Source organism: Streptomyces sp. NPDC002490 (assembly GCF_040296045.1).
Lineage (GTDB): Bacteria > Actinomycetota > Actinomycetes > Streptomycetales > Streptomycetaceae > Streptomyces.
In genome coordinates, this window is the sequence record NZ_JBEOWM010000024.1 from 59,543 (window position 1) to 76,040 (window position 16,498).

The following is a 16,498-nucleotide window of genomic DNA, read 5'->3' on the forward strand; positions in this document are numbered from 1 at the left end:
GCCGGGGCGACCGGGCGCGCGGGACGCGCCCGGTCGGCGCCCTTCGGCGTGGTGGCTCAACGGATCGCCTTCGCGCCGAACTCGGCGAGCTGCTCGATCAGCCACGGCACGCTCAGCACGCTCTGCACGTTGAGCCCCCAGGCGAAGTGGTTGGTCGACGTCTTCGGGTCCTCCGGGTTGATGACCGCCCGTCCGTCGGCGACCGCCGGAACGGCCTTGACCAGCGGTGCGTCCACGAAGTACGCGGGACTGCCGGAGGTGCTCAGCAGCAGGAAGTCCGCGTCGACGAGGCCCACCAGCTCATCGCTGATGGCGTCGTCCTTGGCGAACTTCGCCGCCTCGGCGGGCAGGACGAAGCCCAGTTGTTCGAAGAGGAGGGCGGTGTCCGAACCCGGAGCGCTCGCGTAGGACGGACCGTACTTCTCGTCGTAGACGATGACGTGGGTGGCGCTCTTGCCCTTGAACTCGGGGTGGGCCTCGCGCGTGCGCGCCACCTTCTCCTCCGCCGCGGCGACGGCCTTGTCGGCGGCGGCCGAGAGGTCCAGGGTGCTGCCCAGCTTCCGGGTGAGCTCCTGCCAGCTCAGGTCCCCCTGTGCCGCGTGGAGGACCGGGGCGATGGCGCTGAGCTTGTCGAAGCGGGCCTGGTCGAACGTCTCGTAGGCGGCGAGGGCGACGATCAGGTCGGGCGAGGCGGCGGCCACCGACTCGGCGGAGACCTCCGTTCCCGCTTCCGCGTCCCAGAGCGTCTTGATGTCCGCGATGTCGCCCTTGTCGAGCCACGGGTTGCGGTCGACCGTCGACGGCGCGAACACCGGCGTGCCGCCGAGGGCGATCAACGCGTCCGTGTCGAGGGTGTTCGCGGTGACGATCGCGATGCGCTCCGGGCGCTCGTCGAGCGTGGTGTCACCGAAGGGCGTCTTGAGGGTGAGGGGATAGCTCGTCGAACCCTCGGCGGCGGGAAGGGCCGTCGCCGAGGTCGAGGCCGTGGCCTTGGTCTCGGTCGCGGCGGGATCGCCGGGGGTCCCGCAGGCGGTGATCAGCGCCAGGCCGGCGAGGAGGGCGCCGGCCAGGCGGGCCGGGCGGGAGCGGGGAGTGCGCATGACGTGCGTGGGGCCTTCCGAGTAGTGGTGCCCCGTGCCGGTCCTCTGGTGGCGACCGGACGGGACGGCACGGGCTCCCAACTATGGTTAGCCTTACCTATGCGATGTCTCCAGTGCGAAAAACGACAGATTCGATGCAGATCATGACAAGCGGAGCCAAGGGATGACCCCGCGGAGAAGCGACGCACGATCATCCGCGCACCTCTCCTCGCTGGACTTCCCGCTCCGCATCCCGGGCGTCGACATCCCCGAGCGGGTGCACCACGACGAACACATGGCGCTCTGGCAGATCAGGGGCAGCACCCTGGTGCGGTGCGGGGAGACCTCCGTCGAGATCTCCGAAGGGGAGGTCATCTGGCTGCCCGCGGGCACCCGGCACTCGCTGGAGGTCCGGGCGAACTCCGTGCTGTTCCCGCTCTCGATCTCGGTGGACGAGATCGCGACGGTGCTCACCGCCATCACGGTCGTGCCGATCCGCAACGACGAGAAGATCTACTTCCTCGCCCTCCACCAGAGCCAGAGCACGGTCATCCAACCGTCCGCGAACATCCAGCGGCAGGTCCTGTCGATCCTCGAAAGACGCGTACTGGCCCCCGACGACCTCCCCCTGCCGACGAGCCCCGGCGCCGCGGCGGTGGCGAGCGCCCTGCTGTTCAATCCGGGCGACGACCGGCGCATCCTCGACTGGGCGCGCGAAGTGCGCACCAGCGGTCGGAGTCTGGAGCGGGCCTTCGTCGCGGAGACCGGACTGACGTTCGGGCAGTGGCGCACCAGGAGCCGCATGCACGCCGCGGCCAGACTGCTGCGCGCGGGCTCCTCGGTGGCCTCCGTGACGCAACGCGTGGGGTACGAGGACCCCAGCGGCTTCGCCCGCGCCTTCCGCGACTTCTACGGCATGAGCCCCACGGCGTACGCGACACCGCCCGACCGGGACTGACGGACCCGCCGACCCGCGCCTACCGCTGGTCGAACGGGAGCGGGGCGGGCACCACCGCCGGAGTGGCCATGTCGTTGTCGTACAGCTGGATCTCGTCCAACTCGACGCTGCGGACCAGGACCCCGGGCAGGTCCACGAACCGCCCCAGGGCCTCGGCCACTGCCTCGGTCAGCGTCTCCGCCTTGAAGGAGCACATGAACCGGGAGTACCCGGGTGCCTCCGCGAGAGCGATGTGCCCGTCGTGGAAGCTCGCCAGCTCCACCAGGACGTCGTCCTGCTCCTCGGTGAGGGCGTTCTGAAGGACCAGACTGAAGTACCAGTTACGCACAGTTCTCGTGCTTCCGTGTGAATTGGTCGATGTACTTGGCTTCTTCGGTGGGACTCTGCGGAGTGCACGACACCCTGTACATGTCGTTGCAGGGGCAACAGACGAGGTACCCCCAACGATGGCCCCTCCCCGTGCGGGTCACCTTCAGCCCCGCCGCCTCCGCGCGCTTCAACGCCGCCTCGACGTCCTTCTTCTGATGGCGGTCTCCGATTCCCATGGGGCCGTCCTACCGCCCCGGCGGCCACCGGCGAGGGCCGTCGGGCGACGAGCCACCCGGACGGGTGACCCGCCGCAAGCCCCTCCCTGAGCACCCGCACGCCCCGCCACGCAGGAAGCCGGGCCGCGGCGCCCGCTACCGCCCAGCCGCGTACATCCGGGCGATGACCGCCTCGATGTCGGGTTCCCGCACCGACAGGTCGGCCAGCGGGTACTCGGCGGCGATGCGGGCGACCAGCGGGGCCGCGGAGCCGTCCGCGGGGAAGGCGAGCCACTGGCGGGGGCCCTCGACCCTGACCACGCGGGCGGCGGTCCCCACGTCGATCGGCGGCAGTGCGCGTTCCAGGTCGACGACGAGGGTCCGTTCGCTCTCGCCGGCCTCGTGCAGGCCGGCGAGCGGGCCGTCGTACATCAGGCGCCCGTGGTCGATGACCATCACCCGGCGGCAGAGTTGCTCGATGTCGGTGAGGTCGTGCGTGGTGAGCAGGATCGTGGTGCCGCGCTCGGCGTTGAGGTCGCGCAGGAACTCGCGGACCCTGACCTTGGAGACGATGTCCAGTCCGATCGTCGGCTCGTCCAGGTACAGCACCTCCGGGTCGTGCAGCAGGGCCGCCGCGATGTCGCCACGCATCCGCTGCCCCAACGAGAGCTGCCGCACCGGCACGTCCAACAGGTCGCCGAGTTGGAGGAGTTCCACGCAGCGGTCGAGGTTCTCGCGGTAGCGGCGGTCGGGCACCCGGTACATGCGGTGGGCCAGGCGGTAGGAGTCGATCAGCGGGAGGTCCCACCACAGGGTGGTGCGCTGCCCGAAGACGACCCCGATGCGTCGGGCCAGCCGGGTGCGTTCCCGGGCCGGGTCGATGCCCGCGACCCGGATGCGGCCGGCGCTGGGGGTGAGGATGCCGGTCAGCATCTTGATGGTGGTGGACTTCCCGGCGCCGTTGGGTCCGATGTAGCCGACGACCTCGCCGCGGGCCACGTCGAACGACAGGGTGTCCACCGCGCGCACCTCGCTGCGCTCGCGGCGCAGGAAGCCCGTCCGGCGGCGCACGTCGAAGACCTTCTCGACCCCGTCGAGGGTGATCAGCGGCCCGCTGCTGGTGCCGTCGGCGCCGTCGGTGGTCTGCGGCATCGTTCCCTCCGTGGTTCCCGTGCTTCCTGCGGTCCCCGTGCTTCTGGTGGTGTCCCCCATGTGCCCGTCGCGCCACCGCACGTCATGGCAACCCCCTGCGCAAAACACCCCGACGACCGTAGATCGTCGGGGTGTCCCGCACCACCCTATTTCACGGGGCGGCGGCCGGTTCTGCGTCTGAGCGGTAGCTCCCTGGGGCTACTGTCAGTCGCCCGGAGCACGTCCGCTACCGGAGGACGAGGGTCGACTACGCCGTCGCTGTGCCGTGAGGTGGTCAGATGGCCTGGAGCCCGACGAGCAGGCTCCGAAGGAGCCAGGGATCTGCCCGTGCCGCAGGCCTGACGATGGAGCGCTCCGACCTACGACGGCGCGGCAACGCGGAAGAACTGGCCTCGGGCACGGGGATCTGAGCCCAGACCAGCTTCCCCCGCGGTGTGCGGTAGGAACCCCAGTCCTTCGCTGTCTCCTGGACGAGTACGAGGCCGCGTCCGCCTTCGGTGTCGTCGTCCGGCCTCCGGAGGAAGGGCATCTGCTGCGACACGTCCCACACTTCGATCACGACACTGGTGTCGAGACCGACCAGGCGCACGGTGACGAGACTCATGGTCTCCAGCTCCACCCAGGTCGGCTGACGGTCGATGACGCCGGTCACCTTCACCGCGTTCGTCACCAGCTCGGAGACCACGAGGACGGCGTCCCCCTCGATCGAGCGTGCGTGCCACTTGGACAGCGTCAGCCGAATGAAGTGGCGGGACACACTCACCGCCGAGCCGACCGCCGCCAAGTTCAGCTCATCCGTGAAGCGTGCGCGCTGAGAGAAGTAGTGGGGTTCTTCGTCTTTCGGGTGTGGGTTCACAAGCGCCCGTCCAGGCTGACGATCTGGGCACCGGCTGTCTGCTCCAGGTGCAGGGTCATGACGTCTTGGAGCGGTCGGGTGAGGGCCAGGTCGTGGTAGGACGGCACGATCACGTGACGAGCCTCGACCCGCTGGACTGCCTCGGCCATCTCTGCGAAGGCGTTGACCTCGCCGTTCATGAACTCGTGGAACACGGTCGCCAGGGTGAAGCCCTCGACCTCCGCGTACCGGGTCATGTCGTCCTGCTTCTGCTGCACCTCCTCGTCGCTCATGCCGTCCGCATACGCGCATGTACCCGAAGATGAGCGGCTTGCTCCCGAAGTCGCTCATCCTCGCGCCCCCTGGACGATCCACAGTCGGGCGCCGATCTCCCGTTCGATGTGCTGCCGCATGGCCTCTTGGAGGCCAGGAAGGCGCGCGAAGTGCCAGAGGGAGGGCGCGATCACGTTCTTCACGTCGGAGCCCTTGATCCCTTCGACCATCGCGAAGAAGGCCCCCTCAGAACCGGGAGCGCCTTCCGTGAACACACGCTCCAGTACGAATCCCTCGCGTTGTGCGTAGCTCTCCAACTCGCTTTGCATCGAGTGGTCTTCGTCAGCCTCTTCGCCGCTGGGCGAGCGGCGCAGGTAACCGAACATGACGGGTCGCATCCATCCTCCTGGCGGGCCTGGATGGACGGGGCAACGGAAGGCGTCGACTCACTGCCGAAGCCCCGTCCGGCCAACCAGAAAAGCCACTTGACCTGGCAAACACCACCGCACGCGTGACGCACCCATGGCGCAGTGTTGTTGCATCGCTTGTTCGGCCTGCACCGATATGACCCAACTGGCTAAGGTGAAACGTCGACATACACCCGGAGAGGTGACAGATGGCAGCCAAGCGGGTCCGGCTGGCCCAGCGTCGGAAGGCTTCCGGCTTCACGCAAGAAGAACTCGCCACCTTGCTCGGGGTCGAGCGCACGACCGTCGTCCGGTGGGAGAACGCAGAGACCGAGCCGCAGCCGTGGCACCGCCCAAAGCTCGCACAAGCGCTCGGAATCTCAGGCGACCAGTTGCAAGAGCTCTTGGCCGATGTCACCGTCGTTCAGCGACAACCGAACGAACGTATGAAATACGTTCTCCAGCACCCCGGCTCCGCCGACTTGGTTGCCGTCGCCCACCTGCACGAGCAGCTTCGGCAACTCGACGAGTCCTACGACCAAGCGGCGTCGGCTGGTCTGCTGGGGCCTGCGGGCCACCTCCACGGACAGGTGAAGTTCCTTCGCGAGAACGCGACGAACGCACGTGTGCGCCGCGCTCTCTTCGAGGTCGAGGCCGATTCGGCAACCTTCATGGGACAACTGGTCTGGGACGTCAGCCAGAGACGCGACCACCAGGCCCCGATGAGCTACTTCGAGGAAGCGGTGTCGGCAGCCCGCCACGTCCGTGACGCATCGGTCGAGTCCTACGCGACCCTGCGTATGAGCTTCGTGGCACTGTACGGGGAGAAGAACCCACGGCGGGGAACGACGCTCGCCGAGCAAGCGGCAGTGGTAGCGAAGAAGACCAGTCCCTCCCTTACCGGCCTCTCCTTGCTTCACGTAGCCGAGGGGCACGCCATGGCCGGCGCGCACGCCGACTGCGAGAAAGCGCTGAGGAAGGCAGAGGCCCAGTTCGATCGGGTGGACACCGATGACGTGGCAGCCCAGTACTACACGGTCAACGAGTTCAACCGGCTGTCAGGCTCGTGCTACCTGTTCCTCGGTCTGCCGGAGCTGGCGGAACCCATCCTCCGCACGACCACCCGAGCCCTGGCGGGGAAAAAGAAGTCTCAAGCCATCGTGCTGGGCAACTTGACCCTCGCCCTGATCCGCCAAGGAAAGCTCGACGAGGCCGTACATGCCATGCACCGCACCATTGATGCCGTAGAGCTGACCCGTGGTGGTGGGGGGCTTAACCTGGCGTTCTCTGCTGGGCGGGAACTCAAGCAGTGGCGACAGGAACCGTGGGCGCAGGAATTCAACGACCGGCTGTTCGCCCTGATGGCAGCGATCTGAGAACGGGTGGCGACGTATGGCAGACATGGACCAGGCCAAGCAGGCGCTGCGAGAGAAGGCGTGGCGTCGCCTCATCGACGGCGGCGGCGCCCCCGCGGATTCGTACGGGAAGATCCCCGGCTTCTACGGCACGGAGGCCACCGCCGAGCGGCTGGCCGAACTGGACGAGTGGCAGCAGGCGACCACCGTCAAGGCCAATCCTGACTGGGCGCAACTACCGATACGGACTCGTGCGTTGGAAGACGGAAAGCTTCTGTACATGGCGGTGCCGAGGATGGCCAGCCTTGAACCGTTCTTCCTGCTGGAGCCTGAAGAACTCACCGTCCCTGCCGGTGAAGCCGCCGAGAAGAAGGGGGCGGCCAAGGTTGCCCGGCGGGTCGGCGTGGCAGCGATGCGCCCGATCGACATCGTCGTCTGCGGCAGCGTCGCGGTGAACCGCTCCGGAGCGCGCATCGGTAAGGGGGCCGGGTACTCCGACCTTGAAGTGGCGCTCCTTGTCGAGGCCGGCCTGGTCACTGGGTCAACCGTGATCGTCGCACCCGTCCACGCGCTCCAGGTGGTCGAGGACGAGATCCCGGAGACGGAGCACGACTTTTCGGTGGACTACATCGTCACGCCCGATGAGGTGATCCGCTGCACCAACCGCAGGCGTCCGCCCGGCTTGGTCTGGGGCGACCTCACCGCCGAGAAGATCGCGGCGATTCCGGTGCTGGCAGCCCGTCACCGGCTCGGATAGCGGCACCGCGGCCCTGGGATCCTCAACTGCCCGTGCTGCGGTAGGCGCGCAGCCCGGCGCGCCAGGCCAGTCCGGCCAGGGCGCAGCACGCCAGCGCGACCAACGGCGGCGTGAAGGCCAGCCAGCGGGGCAGGTCCAGCGGATAGGGGCGCCCGAGCACGTACAGCGCGGGCAGCCAGTTGACGAAGGCGAGCGGCAGGACGAAGGTCGCCGCGCGCACGATCTCCTGGGCGAACACGGTCGGCGGGTAGATCAACAGGGTGACCCCGCCGTAGGTGAAGGCGTTCTGCACCTCGGCCGCGTCCCGGGCGACGAACTGGAACGCGGCCCCGCACACGAACAGGGCACCGAAGATCAGCGCGCCGCTCAGCACCATCAGCGGCACCATCGCCGCGGTGAGCGGCGTCCAGTCGACGTCCACGGACACCACCCCGTAGCCGAGGACCAGCAGGCCCTGGCTGATCCGGCCGATGCGGCGCAGGGCGAAGCGGTCGGCGGCGACCTGAGCCAGCACCGGCGCCGGCCGGACCAGCAGGGTGTCCAGGGTGCCGTCCCGGACCCGGCGGCCCAGTCGGTCGACGGTGCCCAGGGCGAGGTCGACGAGGCCGAAGGAGGTGCTGGCGGTGCCGTACAGGAACGCGATCTCGGCGAGGTCGTAGCCGCCGAGCGCGTCGACCTGCGAGAACATCAGCAGGATGGCGACGAAGTCGAGGCCGGTGGCCACGAAGTTGCCGAGCAGGGTCAGGGCGAAGGACACCCGGTAGGCCATCGTGGAGCGCACCCACATGCGGACGATCAGGCCGTAGGCGCGGAGCCCGTCCCGCAGCCGGTGCCAGGGGCCCTCGCGGTCCCCGAAGGTGCCGTCCGGTGCCGCCCGCTCGGGTAGGCCGCGGGGGGCGGGGACCCTGCGCGGGGGTTCCTCCCGGAGGACCTCGGTCGGTTCAGCCACCCTGCACCACCACCCGGCGCGTCGCCGCGGCCTGGAGCAGCCGGCCCAGCAGCAGCAGGGCCAGCGCCCATCCGGCCTGGAAGGCGAAGGCGCCCAGCAGCCGGGGTCCGGGGTACGTGCCCAGCAGCACGTCGGCGGGGACCTGGATCAGCGCCGACCAGGGCAGGGCGCGGGCCACCTCGCCGAGGGCCCCCGGGAAGACGTTGAGCGGCAGCAGCATCCCGGAGAAGAAGATGGCCGAGAGGAATGCGATTTGCGCCACACCCGCACCGTCCAGCAACCAGAACGCGGCCAGGGCGACGAGGTAGCGCAGGGCGAAGCTGACGACCGCCCCGAGGAGGACGGAGAAGAGGAACGCGAGCCAGGGCAGGGGGTGGGCGGGGAGCGTCAGATCGAAGACCACGGCACCCGCCACCATGGGCAGTACACCCCGTCCGACCAGGTGGAACGCTGCCCTGCCCAGGTCGGCGGCGAGCCACCAGAGCTGGAGGTCGACGGGTCGGTACAGGTCGACGGCGATGTCCCCGGTGCGGATGCGCTCGATGAGTTCGTCCTCGAATCCGCCGCCCATGGTCGCCATCACCGCGAGGAGTCCCTGGCTGATCCAGACGAAGGTCAGAGCATCGGAGAGGTCGTAACCGCCGAGGCCCGGACGCTCGTCCCACAGGGCGTGGAACGTGTAGGCGAGAATGAACCCGAAGACGGTGTTGGTGAACACGCCCGCGGCGGTGGCCGTGCGGTAGGTCGCGTACCGCCGGAATCCGCCGGCGGCGACTTTTCCGTACAACCGCCCGGTGCGCACGTACAACCCCTCCCGCCTCTGCGTCGTCTCCTGTTACAGGCCGAAGTCCGAAACCCTAGTGGCCCACGTCACGCACCACCACCGATTTCCGGCTCCGGGGCGTGCATGTCGCCGACACCCGAGCAAGGGTGCGAAAGTTAAGGACCTGGGGCGAAGAGGTGTACGGGGCAGGTACCCCCGCGCGAACCTCCATGGGGCATATGCGACATCTGTGGTATGTGACCCGGATGTCCGCGCACACGGCACCACCGGTCGGTCCGCCGGCCCGGTGCGACCCGTCCCGCAGCAGTACCCGCAGTACCGGAAGTATTCGGCGCACGACGTGAATCGGGAGTTTCGCGAACCATGAGCGACGAGCCGCAGCAGCACGATGAGGGCACTTCGGGCCCGGAGCCCGAACGCCCCGCGGCAACGCCGTCCGGGGAGGGTGAACGGACCTCCGGCGGCCCGTCCGGCGCCGGCGCGAAGCCCACCGGCCCCACCGGGCCCGCGCGCGGCGCGAAGCCCGCGGGCCCTGCCGAGCCCGCCGGCGGCGCGAAGCGCCCCGGCTCCCCCGCCGCCGCGGGGAAGCCGGCCGTGGGGAAGCCGTCCACGGGGAAGCCGGCCGCGGGCGGCGCCGCGGGCACCGGCGGGACGTCCGCCGGGGACGGGAAGCCCGCCGCCGCGGACGGGGCCGGCGCGGCCCCCAAGCTGCCCACCCGCAAGCCCACCGGCAAGGCCGACGCCCCGGGCGGCGGCGGCTCCTTCGACGCCTTCGCCCGCCGGCCCCGTTCCGGCGCGCCCCGGCCCCCCGCCCCGTCCGGCGCGGGCCCGGCGCCGGCCGAGGACGGCGGACGGCCCGCCCCCGGCAAGGCCGCGGACACCGGCGACGCCGCCCGACGCCCCGGCAAGGACGCCGGCCCGGCCCGGCCTCCGGCCGGCGGACCGGCGAAGGGCAGCGCGGACGGGTCCGAGAAGAGTGGGGTCGTCCCGCTGGCGAAGCGCGGGCCCGACCCGACCGACCGGTCCCGCGGCAAGGCCGCCGGCACCGCCGCCGCGGCTGCCGGCGCCGCCGCCGACCGGACCGCGAAGCCCGCGCCGAGCACCCCGAAGCCCGCCGGCTCCGCACCGTCCACGGGCACCCCGAAGTCCACGGGCACCCCGAAGCCCGCCGGGACCACCGGCGCCGCCGCGCCCGCCGGCACCACCGGGTCGAAGGGCCCGGGCAAGCCCGCGGGCCCCGCCGGCCCCGCGGGCGCCGGCAAGGCGGCGGGGGCGGCGGCCGGTGCCCCCGCCGCGACCCCGAAGCGCCCCGGCGGTCCGGACGGACCGGGCAAGACGCCGGGCAAGGCGCCCGGCAAGGCGACCCCGCCCCGGGCGGCGTCCGCCGAGGAGGCCCCGGCCGAGCGCACCACCCAACTCGGCACCGTGCGGCCGAAGAGCCGGCCCGAGCACCCCGCCGAGCGCACCACCCAGCTCCGCCGGCAGCCCGCGGCCCCCGGCGGCCCGAAGGGCGGCCCCGCGGGCGCCGCTGCGGTACCCGGGCCGGAGCGGACCGCCGCCCTGGCCGCCGCCGGGTCCGCCGCCGCCGGCGGACCCGAGGGCCCGACCGGTCCGGGGACGGACGGGAAGAAGAAGCGCAAGCGGCCCAAGCGCAAGGGCTGGCGCCGCGCGATCCCGACCTGGCGGTTCACCCTGGCCGCGGTCTTCACCGTGCTGCTGCTGGGGATGGGCGCGTTCGTCGCCGGCTACATGATCGTGAAGATCCCGGAGGCGAACGCCGCGGCGGTCAAGCAGAGCAACGTGTACCTGTACGCGGACGGCTCCCAACTCGCCCGCGACGGCGAGGTCAACCGGGAGAACGTGAAGCTCGCGCAGATCCCGCTGGAGGTGCAGCGCACCGTCCTCGCCGCCGAGGACCGCGACTTCTTCAGCGCCCCGGCCGTCGACCCCAAGGCGATGGTCCGGGCCGGTTGGAACACCATGACCGGCAAGGGCAAGCAGTCCGGTTCGACGATCACCCAGCAGTACGTGAAGAACTACTACCTGGCGCAGGAGCAGACGCTCTCCCGCAAGGCGCAGGAGTTCTTCATCGCCATCAAGCTGGACCGGGAGCAGTCGAAGGACGAGATCCTGGAGGGCTACCTCAACACCAGCTTCTTCGGCCGCAACGCCTACGGCATCCAGTCCGCGGCGCAGGCGTACTACGGGGTGGACGTCGAGAAGCTGACCGTGGAACAGGGCGCCTACCTGGCCGCGCTGTTGAACGCGCCGAGCGCCTACGACGTGGTGGCCAACCCGCAGAACCGGCCGCAGGTCGAGGCCCGTTGGCGGTACGTGCTGGGCGGCATGGTCAAGGAGGGGTGGCTCACCGACGAGGAGCGGGACGCGATGGAGTTCCCGGTCCCCCGCGAGGCGAAGGGCTCGGCCGGCATGTCCGGCCAGCGCGGCTACCTCGTCCAGGCGGTCAAGGACTACCTCTTCGAGAACGAGATCGTCAGCGAGGACGTGCTGGCCGCCGGCGGTCACCGGATCACCACCACCATCCAGAAGGGCAAGCAGGACTCCCTGGTCAAGGCGGTGGACGACCAGTTGATGTCCCGCGTCGACAAGAAGGCCCGCAAGATCGACCGCAATGTGCGGGCGGGCGGGGTCTCCATCGACCCGAAGACCGGGCAGGTCGTCGCGATGTACGGCGGCATCGACTACACCCAGCAGTTCGTGAACAACGCGACCCGCCGGGACTTCCAGGTCGGTTCGACGTTCAAGCCGTTCGTGTTCACGGCGGCCGTGGAGAACGACTCGAACACCCAGGACGGTCGGCCGATCACCCCGAACACCGTGTACGACGGCACCAGCAACCGGCCGGTCGAGGGCTGGAACGGCCCCCGGTACGCACCGCAGAACCAGGACCAGGTCAGCTACGGCCCGATCACCGTCCGCGAGGCCACCGACAAGTCGGTGAACTCGGTGTACGTGCAGATGGCCGTGGACGTGGAGTCGGAGAAGGTGCAGCGCACCGCGGTCGCGCTGGGCGTGCCGAAGACGACCCCGAACATGCACCCGTCCCCGTCGATCGCGCTGGGCGCGGCGACCGCGAGCATCCTGGACATGACGGGCGCCTACGCCACCCTCGCCAACCACGGCAAGCACGTCCCGTACACCCTGGTCGCCAAGGTGACCAAGAACGGCAGCGAGGTCGCGCTCCCGGAGCGGGCCGCCAAGCAGGCCGTCAGCCGGCAGGCCGCGGACACCACCACCTCGCTGCTGCGCTCCGTCGTCACCAGCGGTTCGGGGACCGCGGCCCTCGCGGCCGAGCGGCCCGCCGCCGGCAAGACCGGCACCGCGGAGAAGGACAAGGCCGCCTGGTTCGCGGGGTACACCCCGGACCTGGCGACGGTGGTCTCCGTGATGGGGCAGGACCCGGTGACCGGGGTGCAGACCCCGCTGTACGGGGCGCTGGGCGAGACGCGGATCAGCGGTGGCGGTCCGCCGGCGCAGATCTGGGCGCAGTACACCAAGAACGCGCTCCAGGGCACTTCCCCGCAGGAGTTCACGCTGCGGATGCAGGACGGCTCGGACAGGCGGCTGGAGCTGCCCGGCGCCGCCGGCACGGGTTCCCCGGACGGCGAGGGGACCACGGAGCCGGGCGACACCGAGAGCGAGTCGCCCGAGGAGAAGGAGGAGAAGGAGGAGGAGACCACCCCCTCCCAGGAGGCCACCACCGGCCCGGAGGAGTCCGCGGACCCGGGCGACGGGACGGGCGGCACCGACGGCGGCGGCACCTCGACCACGGGCGGCGGCCAGGACGGCGGCACCGCGAGCACCGGCACCACCGGGGCGACGGACGGCCAGACCACCGAAGGGAACACCAACACCGGCACCACCGAAGGCCAGGTCATCGGCGGTCAGCCGAACACCGGCGGCACCGGCACCTCCGCCGGCGAGAGCACCGGTTCCACCACGGACGGGAACACCAACACGGGTACCACCACCGGCGGCACCACCCCGGGGTTCCCGCCCGCTCCGTGACGGACGGCCCCGCGTGACGCGACCGACCCCCGGGTACTCGGTACCCGGGGGTCGGTCCGTGCGCGGTGCGGATCAGTGGCCGGAGGTGGCCTTCAGGCCGACGACGGCCACCAGCAGCAGCGCGATGAAGAAGATCCGTGCGGCGGTGGCGGGCTCCCCGAGCACCAGCATCCCGAGGATCGCGGCGCCGCCCGCGCCGATGCCGACCCAGACGCCGTAGGCGGTGCCGATGGGGAGGGTCTTGGCCGCGTAGGACAGCAGCACCATGCTGGCGACGATCCCGGCGCCGGTGAACACGCTCGGCCAGAGCCGGGTGAACCCCTCGGTGTACTTCATGCCGATCGCCCAGCCGACTTCCAATATGCCGGCGATCACCAACAGGACCCATGCCATGACGGCACCTCCGCGTTTCCGATGTGGATCAACAGGGGTGCGTCGTCTTTGCGTGTCCCGGTACGGCGCGTCTCGTCGGGTGGTCCCCACCGTAGCAAAGAACGACGAAAGCGCTGGTGACGGCGGTCACCAGCGCTACGGGAGCCGGTACGGGAGGGGGCGGGGGACTACAGGTACAGCCCGGTGGAGTCGTCGGAGCCCTCGAAGCGGTCCGCGGCGACGGCGTGCAGGTCCCGCTCGCGCATCAGCACGTAGGCCACCCCGCGCACCTCGACCTCGGCCCGGTCCTCCGGGTCGTACAGCACCCGGTCCCCGACCTCCACGGTCCGCACGTTCTGCCCGACCGCGACGACCTCGGCCCAGGCGAGCCGGCGGCCGACCGCGGCCGTCGCGGGGATCAGGATGCCGCCGCCGGAGCGCCGCTCGCCCTCCGCGGTGTCCTGTCGCACGAGCACCCGGTCGTGCAGCATCCGGATGGGCAGCTTGTCGTGCGTGGTGTTCAAGTCCTTGTTGGTGCTCACGCCCCCGAACCTACCTGCCACGGGGAGGTGTGCGCCGCCCGGGTGGTCGTGGGCTCCCGCGGGGCGGCGCTCCCCGCGCCACCCCGCGGTGGCGCCGGAGGCGCCGCCCGGGCGTCGCGCTCTCGGCGGTGGTGGGGCGGTCAGCCCCGGCCCTTGCGGGAGCCGCCGAGGGTCATCAGTCCGACGAGGCCGACGACGACGATCGCCACCGGCACGATCCGCTCCAGGCGGGGGCTGCCGTCCTCGGTGACGAAGCCGCCGGTGACCCGGGAGACCGCCCGGTTGGCGCGGACGTAGACGCGGCCCACGGTGCGGTCGACGGTGGCGGCGGCCCTGGCCTTGGCGTCGCCGACGATGGTCTTGGGGTGCACCCGGACGCCGATCTCGTCCAGTGTCTCGGCGAGGCGCTGACGGCGGCGTTCGATGTCCGCCTCGATCTGCGCCGGGGTCCTGGTATCCGATGTCTCCGACACCGTGCTCCTCCGTGCTCGTGTCCGGCGTGGGGTCGGGGCCCGCAGCGGGGCGGCCACCCGTGGACGGTGGTTCCGCTCGTGAGCGGAACCACCGTCCACAGTCTGTCAGCTTCCCGGGCACACCACCCCACGGCACCCCCATTACGCTCGTTTCCGTGACGACGTCCCGGGCTCGACCGGCCCGGGCACCCTTCCTTCGAGGAGACCCCGAGATGAGCGAGCGACTCCAGCCCGGCGACACCGCCCCCGCCTTCACGCTGCCCGACGCCGACGGCAAGGAGGTCTCGCTGGCCGACCGCAAGGGCCGCAAGGTCATCGTGTACTTCTACCCGGCGGCCCTCACCCCCGGGTGCACCAAGCAGGCCTGCGACTTCACCGACAACCTGGAGTTCCTCGCCGGACACGGGTACGACGTCATCGGCATCTCGCCGGACAAGCCGGAGAAGCTGGCGAAGTTCCGCGAGAAGGAGGAGCTGCGGGTCACCCTGCTGGCCGACCCCGAGAAGGCGGTGCTGGAGGCGTACGGCGCGTTCGGCGAGAAGAAGCTGTACGGCAAGACGGTCACGGGCGTCATCCGCTCCACGGTGATCGTCGACGAGGAGGGCAAGGTGGAGCGCGCCCTCTACAACGTGAAGGCGACCGGCCACGTGGCCAAGGTCATCAAGGACCTCGGTCTCTGACGCCCGCTACCCGGGGGGAACCGGGGCGGTGCGGAACTCCCGACCTGGCGTGCCGTAAACGAGCAAAAGACCACTAGGATGGGCGCGCGGACGCGGCCGTGGTGGAACTGGCAGTCACGCTGGGTTTAGGTCCCAGTGGGGTAACACCCGTGAGGGTTCGAGTCCCTCCGGCCGCACCGGACCGGGCCCGCCCCCGACACCTCGGGGGCGGGCCCGTGCGCGTGTCCGGCCCGGCTACGGCAGCAGCTCGCGCAGCACGGGGACGAGGGCGCGGAACGCCTTGCCGCGGTGGCTGATGGCGTTCTTCTCCGCCGCGGTCAGTTCGGCGGTGGTCCGGGTGTCGCCCTCGGGCTGGAAGACCGGGTCGTAGCCGAAGCCGCCGGTGCCGGCGGGCAGGTGGCGCAGGGTGCCCTCCAGCCGGCCCTCGACGACGCGTTCGGTGCCGTCCGGCAGGGCCAGCGCGGCGGCGCAGGTGAAGTGGGCGGCGCGGTGCGGTGCGTCGATGTCGGAGAGCTGGGCGAGCAGCAGCTCCAGGTTGGCCCGGTCGTCGCCGTGGCGGCCGGCCCAGCGGGCGGAGAAGATGCCGGGGGCGCCGCCGAGGACGTCGACGGAGAGGCCGGAGTCGTCGGCGACGGCGGGCAGTCCGGTGGCCCGGGCCAGGGCGTGGGCCTTGAGCAGGGCGTTCTCGGCGAAGGTGACCCCGGTCTCCTTGACGTCGGGGACCTCCGGGTAGGCATCGGCGCCGACCAGTTCGTGGGCGAGGTCGGCGGCGGCGAGGATCTCACGCAGTTCGGTGAGCTTGCCGGGGTTGCGGGTGGCCAGGATCAGACGGGTCATGACGGGATTATGCCTGGTCACCGGGGTGTGCCGGTGGGGCGGGCCGGGGCCGTGGGGCCCGCCCCGGCCGGTCCGGTTCCTCAGCGGGCCGCGGGCCTCACGGCGAGCAGACCTTGGTGAGTTCGCCGGCGGCGTCCGCGACGGGGGTCACGTCCGGGGTCTGGTCGCCGCCCTCGATGGCGGTGCCGACGTTGTCGACGGCCTTGGCCAGGTCGTCCACCGCCTTGGACAGGTCGGCGTTGTCGGTGGTGTCCCCGATCTCGTCGAGGTTCTTGTCGATGGCGCGGAGCGACTCCTCGGCCTGGAGGGGGTCGTTGGCGGCGTTCTCGACGGCTTGCTGGAGGTCGTTCACGCTCTGGGCTATCGCCTCGGCGGTCCGGACGCAGTCGAGTGCCTTGTCGATGGCGCCGCATCCGACGGCGAGCGGGGCGACGAGCGTCGCCCCGGCGACGGCGAGAGCGGTGATGGTGCGGCGGCGCGCGGCCATGTGAC

19 protein-coding genes, 1 tRNA gene and 1 riboswitch are annotated in these 16,498 nt (G+C 70.9%); of the genes, 6 read left to right on the forward strand and 14 right to left on the reverse strand.

The window, feature by feature from the left end; all coding sequences use genetic code 11:
* Positions 1 to 56: 56 nt before the first annotated feature.
* A complete protein-coding gene (locus tag ABT092_RS17480) occupies positions 57 to 1,100 on the reverse strand; it encodes an ABC transporter substrate-binding protein (protein ID WP_351244667.1) in 1,044 nt (347 codons plus the stop codon).
* Positions 1,101 to 1,263: 163 nt separating this feature from the next.
* Here ABT092_RS17480 and ABT092_RS17485 point away from each other — a divergent pair, with 163 nt between their 5' ends.
* Positions 1,264 to 2,037, forward strand: coding sequence for a helix-turn-helix transcriptional regulator (locus ABT092_RS17485; protein WP_351244669.1), 774 nt, complete (start codon positions 1,264 to 1,266; stop codon positions 2,035 to 2,037).
* Positions 2,038 to 2,056: 19 nt separating this feature from the next.
* Here the strand turns inward: ABT092_RS17485 and ABT092_RS17490 are convergent, their stop codons facing one another.
* The 6 genes from ABT092_RS17490 to ABT092_RS17515 form a co-directional block, all read right to left on the reverse strand.
* Positions 2,057 to 2,365, reverse strand: coding sequence for a hypothetical protein (locus ABT092_RS17490; RefSeq protein WP_351244671.1), 309 nt, complete (start codon positions 2,363 to 2,365; stop codon positions 2,057 to 2,059).
* Positions 2,358 to 2,582, reverse strand: a complete 225-nt coding sequence (locus tag ABT092_RS17495; RefSeq protein ID WP_351244673.1) for a hypothetical protein — start codon at positions 2,580 to 2,582, stop codon at positions 2,358 to 2,360. The genes ABT092_RS17490 and ABT092_RS17495 overlap by 8 nt, the downstream gene beginning before the upstream one ends.
* Before the next feature lie 135 nt (positions 2,583 to 2,717).
* Entirely contained in the window at positions 2,718 to 3,713 is a 996-nt protein-coding gene (locus ABT092_RS17500; protein WP_351244675.1) for an ABC transporter ATP-binding protein, read from the reverse strand.
* Between the two features lie 274 nt (positions 3,714 to 3,987).
* Positions 3,988 to 4,569 (reverse strand): ATP-binding protein, encoded by a 582-nt coding sequence (locus ABT092_RS17505; protein WP_351244677.1) that lies wholly within the window; start codon positions 4,567 to 4,569, stop codon positions 3,988 to 3,990.
* Positions 4,566 to 4,841, reverse strand: coding sequence for a recombinase family protein (locus tag ABT092_RS17510; protein WP_351244679.1), 276 nt, complete (start codon positions 4,839 to 4,841; stop codon positions 4,566 to 4,568). The genes ABT092_RS17505 and ABT092_RS17510 overlap by 4 nt, the downstream gene beginning before the upstream one ends.
* Before the next feature lie 54 nt (positions 4,842 to 4,895).
* Entirely contained in the window at positions 4,896 to 5,207 is a 312-nt protein-coding gene (locus ABT092_RS17515; protein WP_351244681.1) for a hypothetical protein, read from the reverse strand.
* A 230-nt stretch (positions 5,208 to 5,437) separates the two neighbouring features.
* Here ABT092_RS17515 and ABT092_RS17520 point away from each other — a divergent pair, with 230 nt between their 5' ends.
* Positions 5,438 to 6,604, forward strand: a complete 1,167-nt coding sequence (locus tag ABT092_RS17520; RefSeq protein ID WP_351244683.1) for a helix-turn-helix domain-containing protein — start codon at positions 5,438 to 5,440, stop codon at positions 6,602 to 6,604.
* 16 nt (positions 6,605 to 6,620) lie between these two features.
* Positions 6,621 to 7,340 (forward strand): 5-formyltetrahydrofolate cyclo-ligase, encoded by a 720-nt coding sequence (locus tag ABT092_RS17525; RefSeq protein WP_351244685.1) that lies wholly within the window; start codon positions 6,621 to 6,623, stop codon positions 7,338 to 7,340.
* 22 nt (positions 7,341 to 7,362) lie between these two features.
* Here ABT092_RS17525 and ABT092_RS17530 read toward each other — a convergent pair whose 3' ends face one another.
* Both ABT092_RS17530 and ABT092_RS17535 read right to left on the reverse strand, forming a co-directional pair.
* Positions 7,363 to 8,166, reverse strand: a complete 804-nt coding sequence (locus ABT092_RS17530; protein ID WP_351244773.1) for an ABC transporter permease — start codon at positions 8,164 to 8,166, stop codon at positions 7,363 to 7,365.
* A 115-nt stretch (positions 8,167 to 8,281) separates the two neighbouring features.
* Entirely contained in the window at positions 8,282 to 9,091 is an 810-nt protein-coding gene (locus tag ABT092_RS17535) for an ABC transporter permease (RefSeq protein ID WP_351244687.1), read from the reverse strand.
* 1,407 nt (positions 9,092 to 10,498) lie between these two features.
* On the opposite strand from ABT092_RS17535, the gene ABT092_RS17540 reads away from it, so the two are divergent.
* Entirely contained in the window at positions 10,499 to 13,102 is a 2,604-nt protein-coding gene (locus tag ABT092_RS17540; protein ID WP_502968455.1) for a transglycosylase domain-containing protein, read from the forward strand.
* A gap of 72 nt (positions 13,103 to 13,174) precedes the next feature.
* Here the strand turns inward: ABT092_RS17540 and sugE are convergent, their stop codons facing one another.
* The 3 genes from sugE to ABT092_RS17555 all read right to left on the reverse strand — a co-directional run bounded on the left by sugE (position 13,175) and on the right by ABT092_RS17555 (position 14,489).
* Positions 13,175 to 13,495, reverse strand: a complete 321-nt coding sequence (gene sugE, locus ABT092_RS17545) for a quaternary ammonium compound efflux SMR transporter SugE (RefSeq protein ID WP_351244689.1) — start codon at positions 13,493 to 13,495, stop codon at positions 13,175 to 13,177.
* Positions 13,496 to 13,531: 36 nt separating this feature from the next.
* Positions 13,532 to 13,596: riboswitch (guanidine-III (ykkC-III) riboswitch) on the reverse strand.
* Positions 13,597 to 13,662: 66 nt separating this feature from the next.
* Positions 13,663 to 13,965, reverse strand: coding sequence for a GroES family chaperonin (locus ABT092_RS17550; protein ID WP_351244777.1), 303 nt, complete (start codon positions 13,963 to 13,965; stop codon positions 13,663 to 13,665).
* Positions 13,966 to 14,156: 191 nt separating this feature from the next.
* Positions 14,157 to 14,489 carry a DUF3618 domain-containing protein gene (locus ABT092_RS17555; RefSeq protein ID WP_351244691.1) on the reverse strand — a complete coding sequence of 111 codons (333 nt, stop codon included), beginning with the start codon at positions 14,487 to 14,489 and terminating at the stop codon, positions 14,157 to 14,159.
* Positions 14,490 to 14,701: 212 nt separating this feature from the next.
* Here ABT092_RS17555 and bcp point away from each other — a divergent pair, with 212 nt between their 5' ends.
* Both bcp and ABT092_RS17565 read left to right on the forward strand, forming a co-directional pair.
* On the forward strand, positions 14,702 to 15,169 hold the full coding sequence (gene bcp / locus ABT092_RS17560) for a thioredoxin-dependent thiol peroxidase (protein ID WP_351244693.1): 468 nt from the start codon (positions 14,702 to 14,704) through the stop codon (positions 15,167 to 15,169).
* Positions 15,170 to 15,261: 92 nt separating this feature from the next.
* Positions 15,262 to 15,345, forward strand: a tRNA-Leu gene (locus ABT092_RS17565).
* Between the two features lie 58 nt (positions 15,346 to 15,403).
* On the opposite strand, the gene rdgB is transcribed toward ABT092_RS17565, so the two are convergent.
* Together rdgB and ABT092_RS17575 are read right to left on the reverse strand one after the other, a co-directional pair.
* Positions 15,404 to 16,006: an RdgB/HAM1 family non-canonical purine NTP pyrophosphatase gene (gene rdgB, locus ABT092_RS17570; RefSeq protein ID WP_351244695.1), complete on the reverse strand. Its 603-nt coding sequence runs from the start codon at positions 16,004 to 16,006 to the stop codon at positions 15,404 to 15,406.
* A gap of 97 nt (positions 16,007 to 16,103) precedes the next feature.
* Positions 16,104 to 16,493, reverse strand: a complete 390-nt coding sequence (locus ABT092_RS17575; protein WP_351244697.1) for a hypothetical protein — start codon at positions 16,491 to 16,493, stop codon at positions 16,104 to 16,106.
* Positions 16,494 to 16,498 lie beyond the last annotated feature (5 nt).

Coding starts and splice junctions, on each gene's coding strand:
- ABT092_RS17480 (WP_351244667.1), bottom strand. CDS start 1,100: ATGCGCACTCCCCGCTCCCGCCCGGCCCGCCTGGCCGGCGCCCTCCTC.
- ABT092_RS17485 (WP_351244669.1), top strand. CDS start 1,264: ATGACCCCGCGGAGAAGCGACGCACGATCATCCGCGCACCTCTCCTCG.
- ABT092_RS17495 (WP_351244673.1), bottom strand. CDS start 2,582: ATGGGAATCGGAGACCGCCATCAGAAGAAGGACGTCGAGGCGGCGTTG.
- ABT092_RS17500 (WP_351244675.1), bottom strand. CDS start 3,713: ATGCCGCAGACCACCGACGGCGCCGACGGCACCAGCAGCGGGCCGCTG.
- ABT092_RS17510 (WP_351244679.1), bottom strand. CDS start 4,841: ATGAGCGACGAGGAGGTGCAGCAGAAGCAGGACGACATGACCCGGTAC.
- ABT092_RS17515 (WP_351244681.1), bottom strand. CDS start 5,207: ATGTTCGGTTACCTGCGCCGCTCGCCCAGCGGCGAAGAGGCTGACGAA.
- ABT092_RS17520 (WP_351244683.1), top strand. CDS start 5,438: ATGGCAGCCAAGCGGGTCCGGCTGGCCCAGCGTCGGAAGGCTTCCGGC.
- ABT092_RS17525 (WP_351244685.1), top strand. CDS start 6,621: ATGGCAGACATGGACCAGGCCAAGCAGGCGCTGCGAGAGAAGGCGTGG.
- sugE (WP_351244689.1), bottom strand. CDS start 13,495: ATGGCATGGGTCCTGTTGGTGATCGCCGGCATATTGGAAGTCGGCTGG.
- ABT092_RS17550 (WP_351244777.1), bottom strand. CDS start 13,965: ATGCTGCACGACCGGGTGCTCGTGCGACAGGACACCGCGGAGGGCGAG.
- bcp (WP_351244693.1), top strand. CDS start 14,702: ATGAGCGAGCGACTCCAGCCCGGCGACACCGCCCCCGCCTTCACGCTG.
- rdgB (WP_351244695.1), bottom strand. CDS start 16,006: ATGACCCGTCTGATCCTGGCCACCCGCAACCCCGGCAAGCTCACCGAA.
- ABT092_RS17575 (WP_351244697.1), bottom strand. CDS start 16,493: ATGGCCGCGCGCCGCCGCACCATCACCGCTCTCGCCGTCGCCGGGGCG.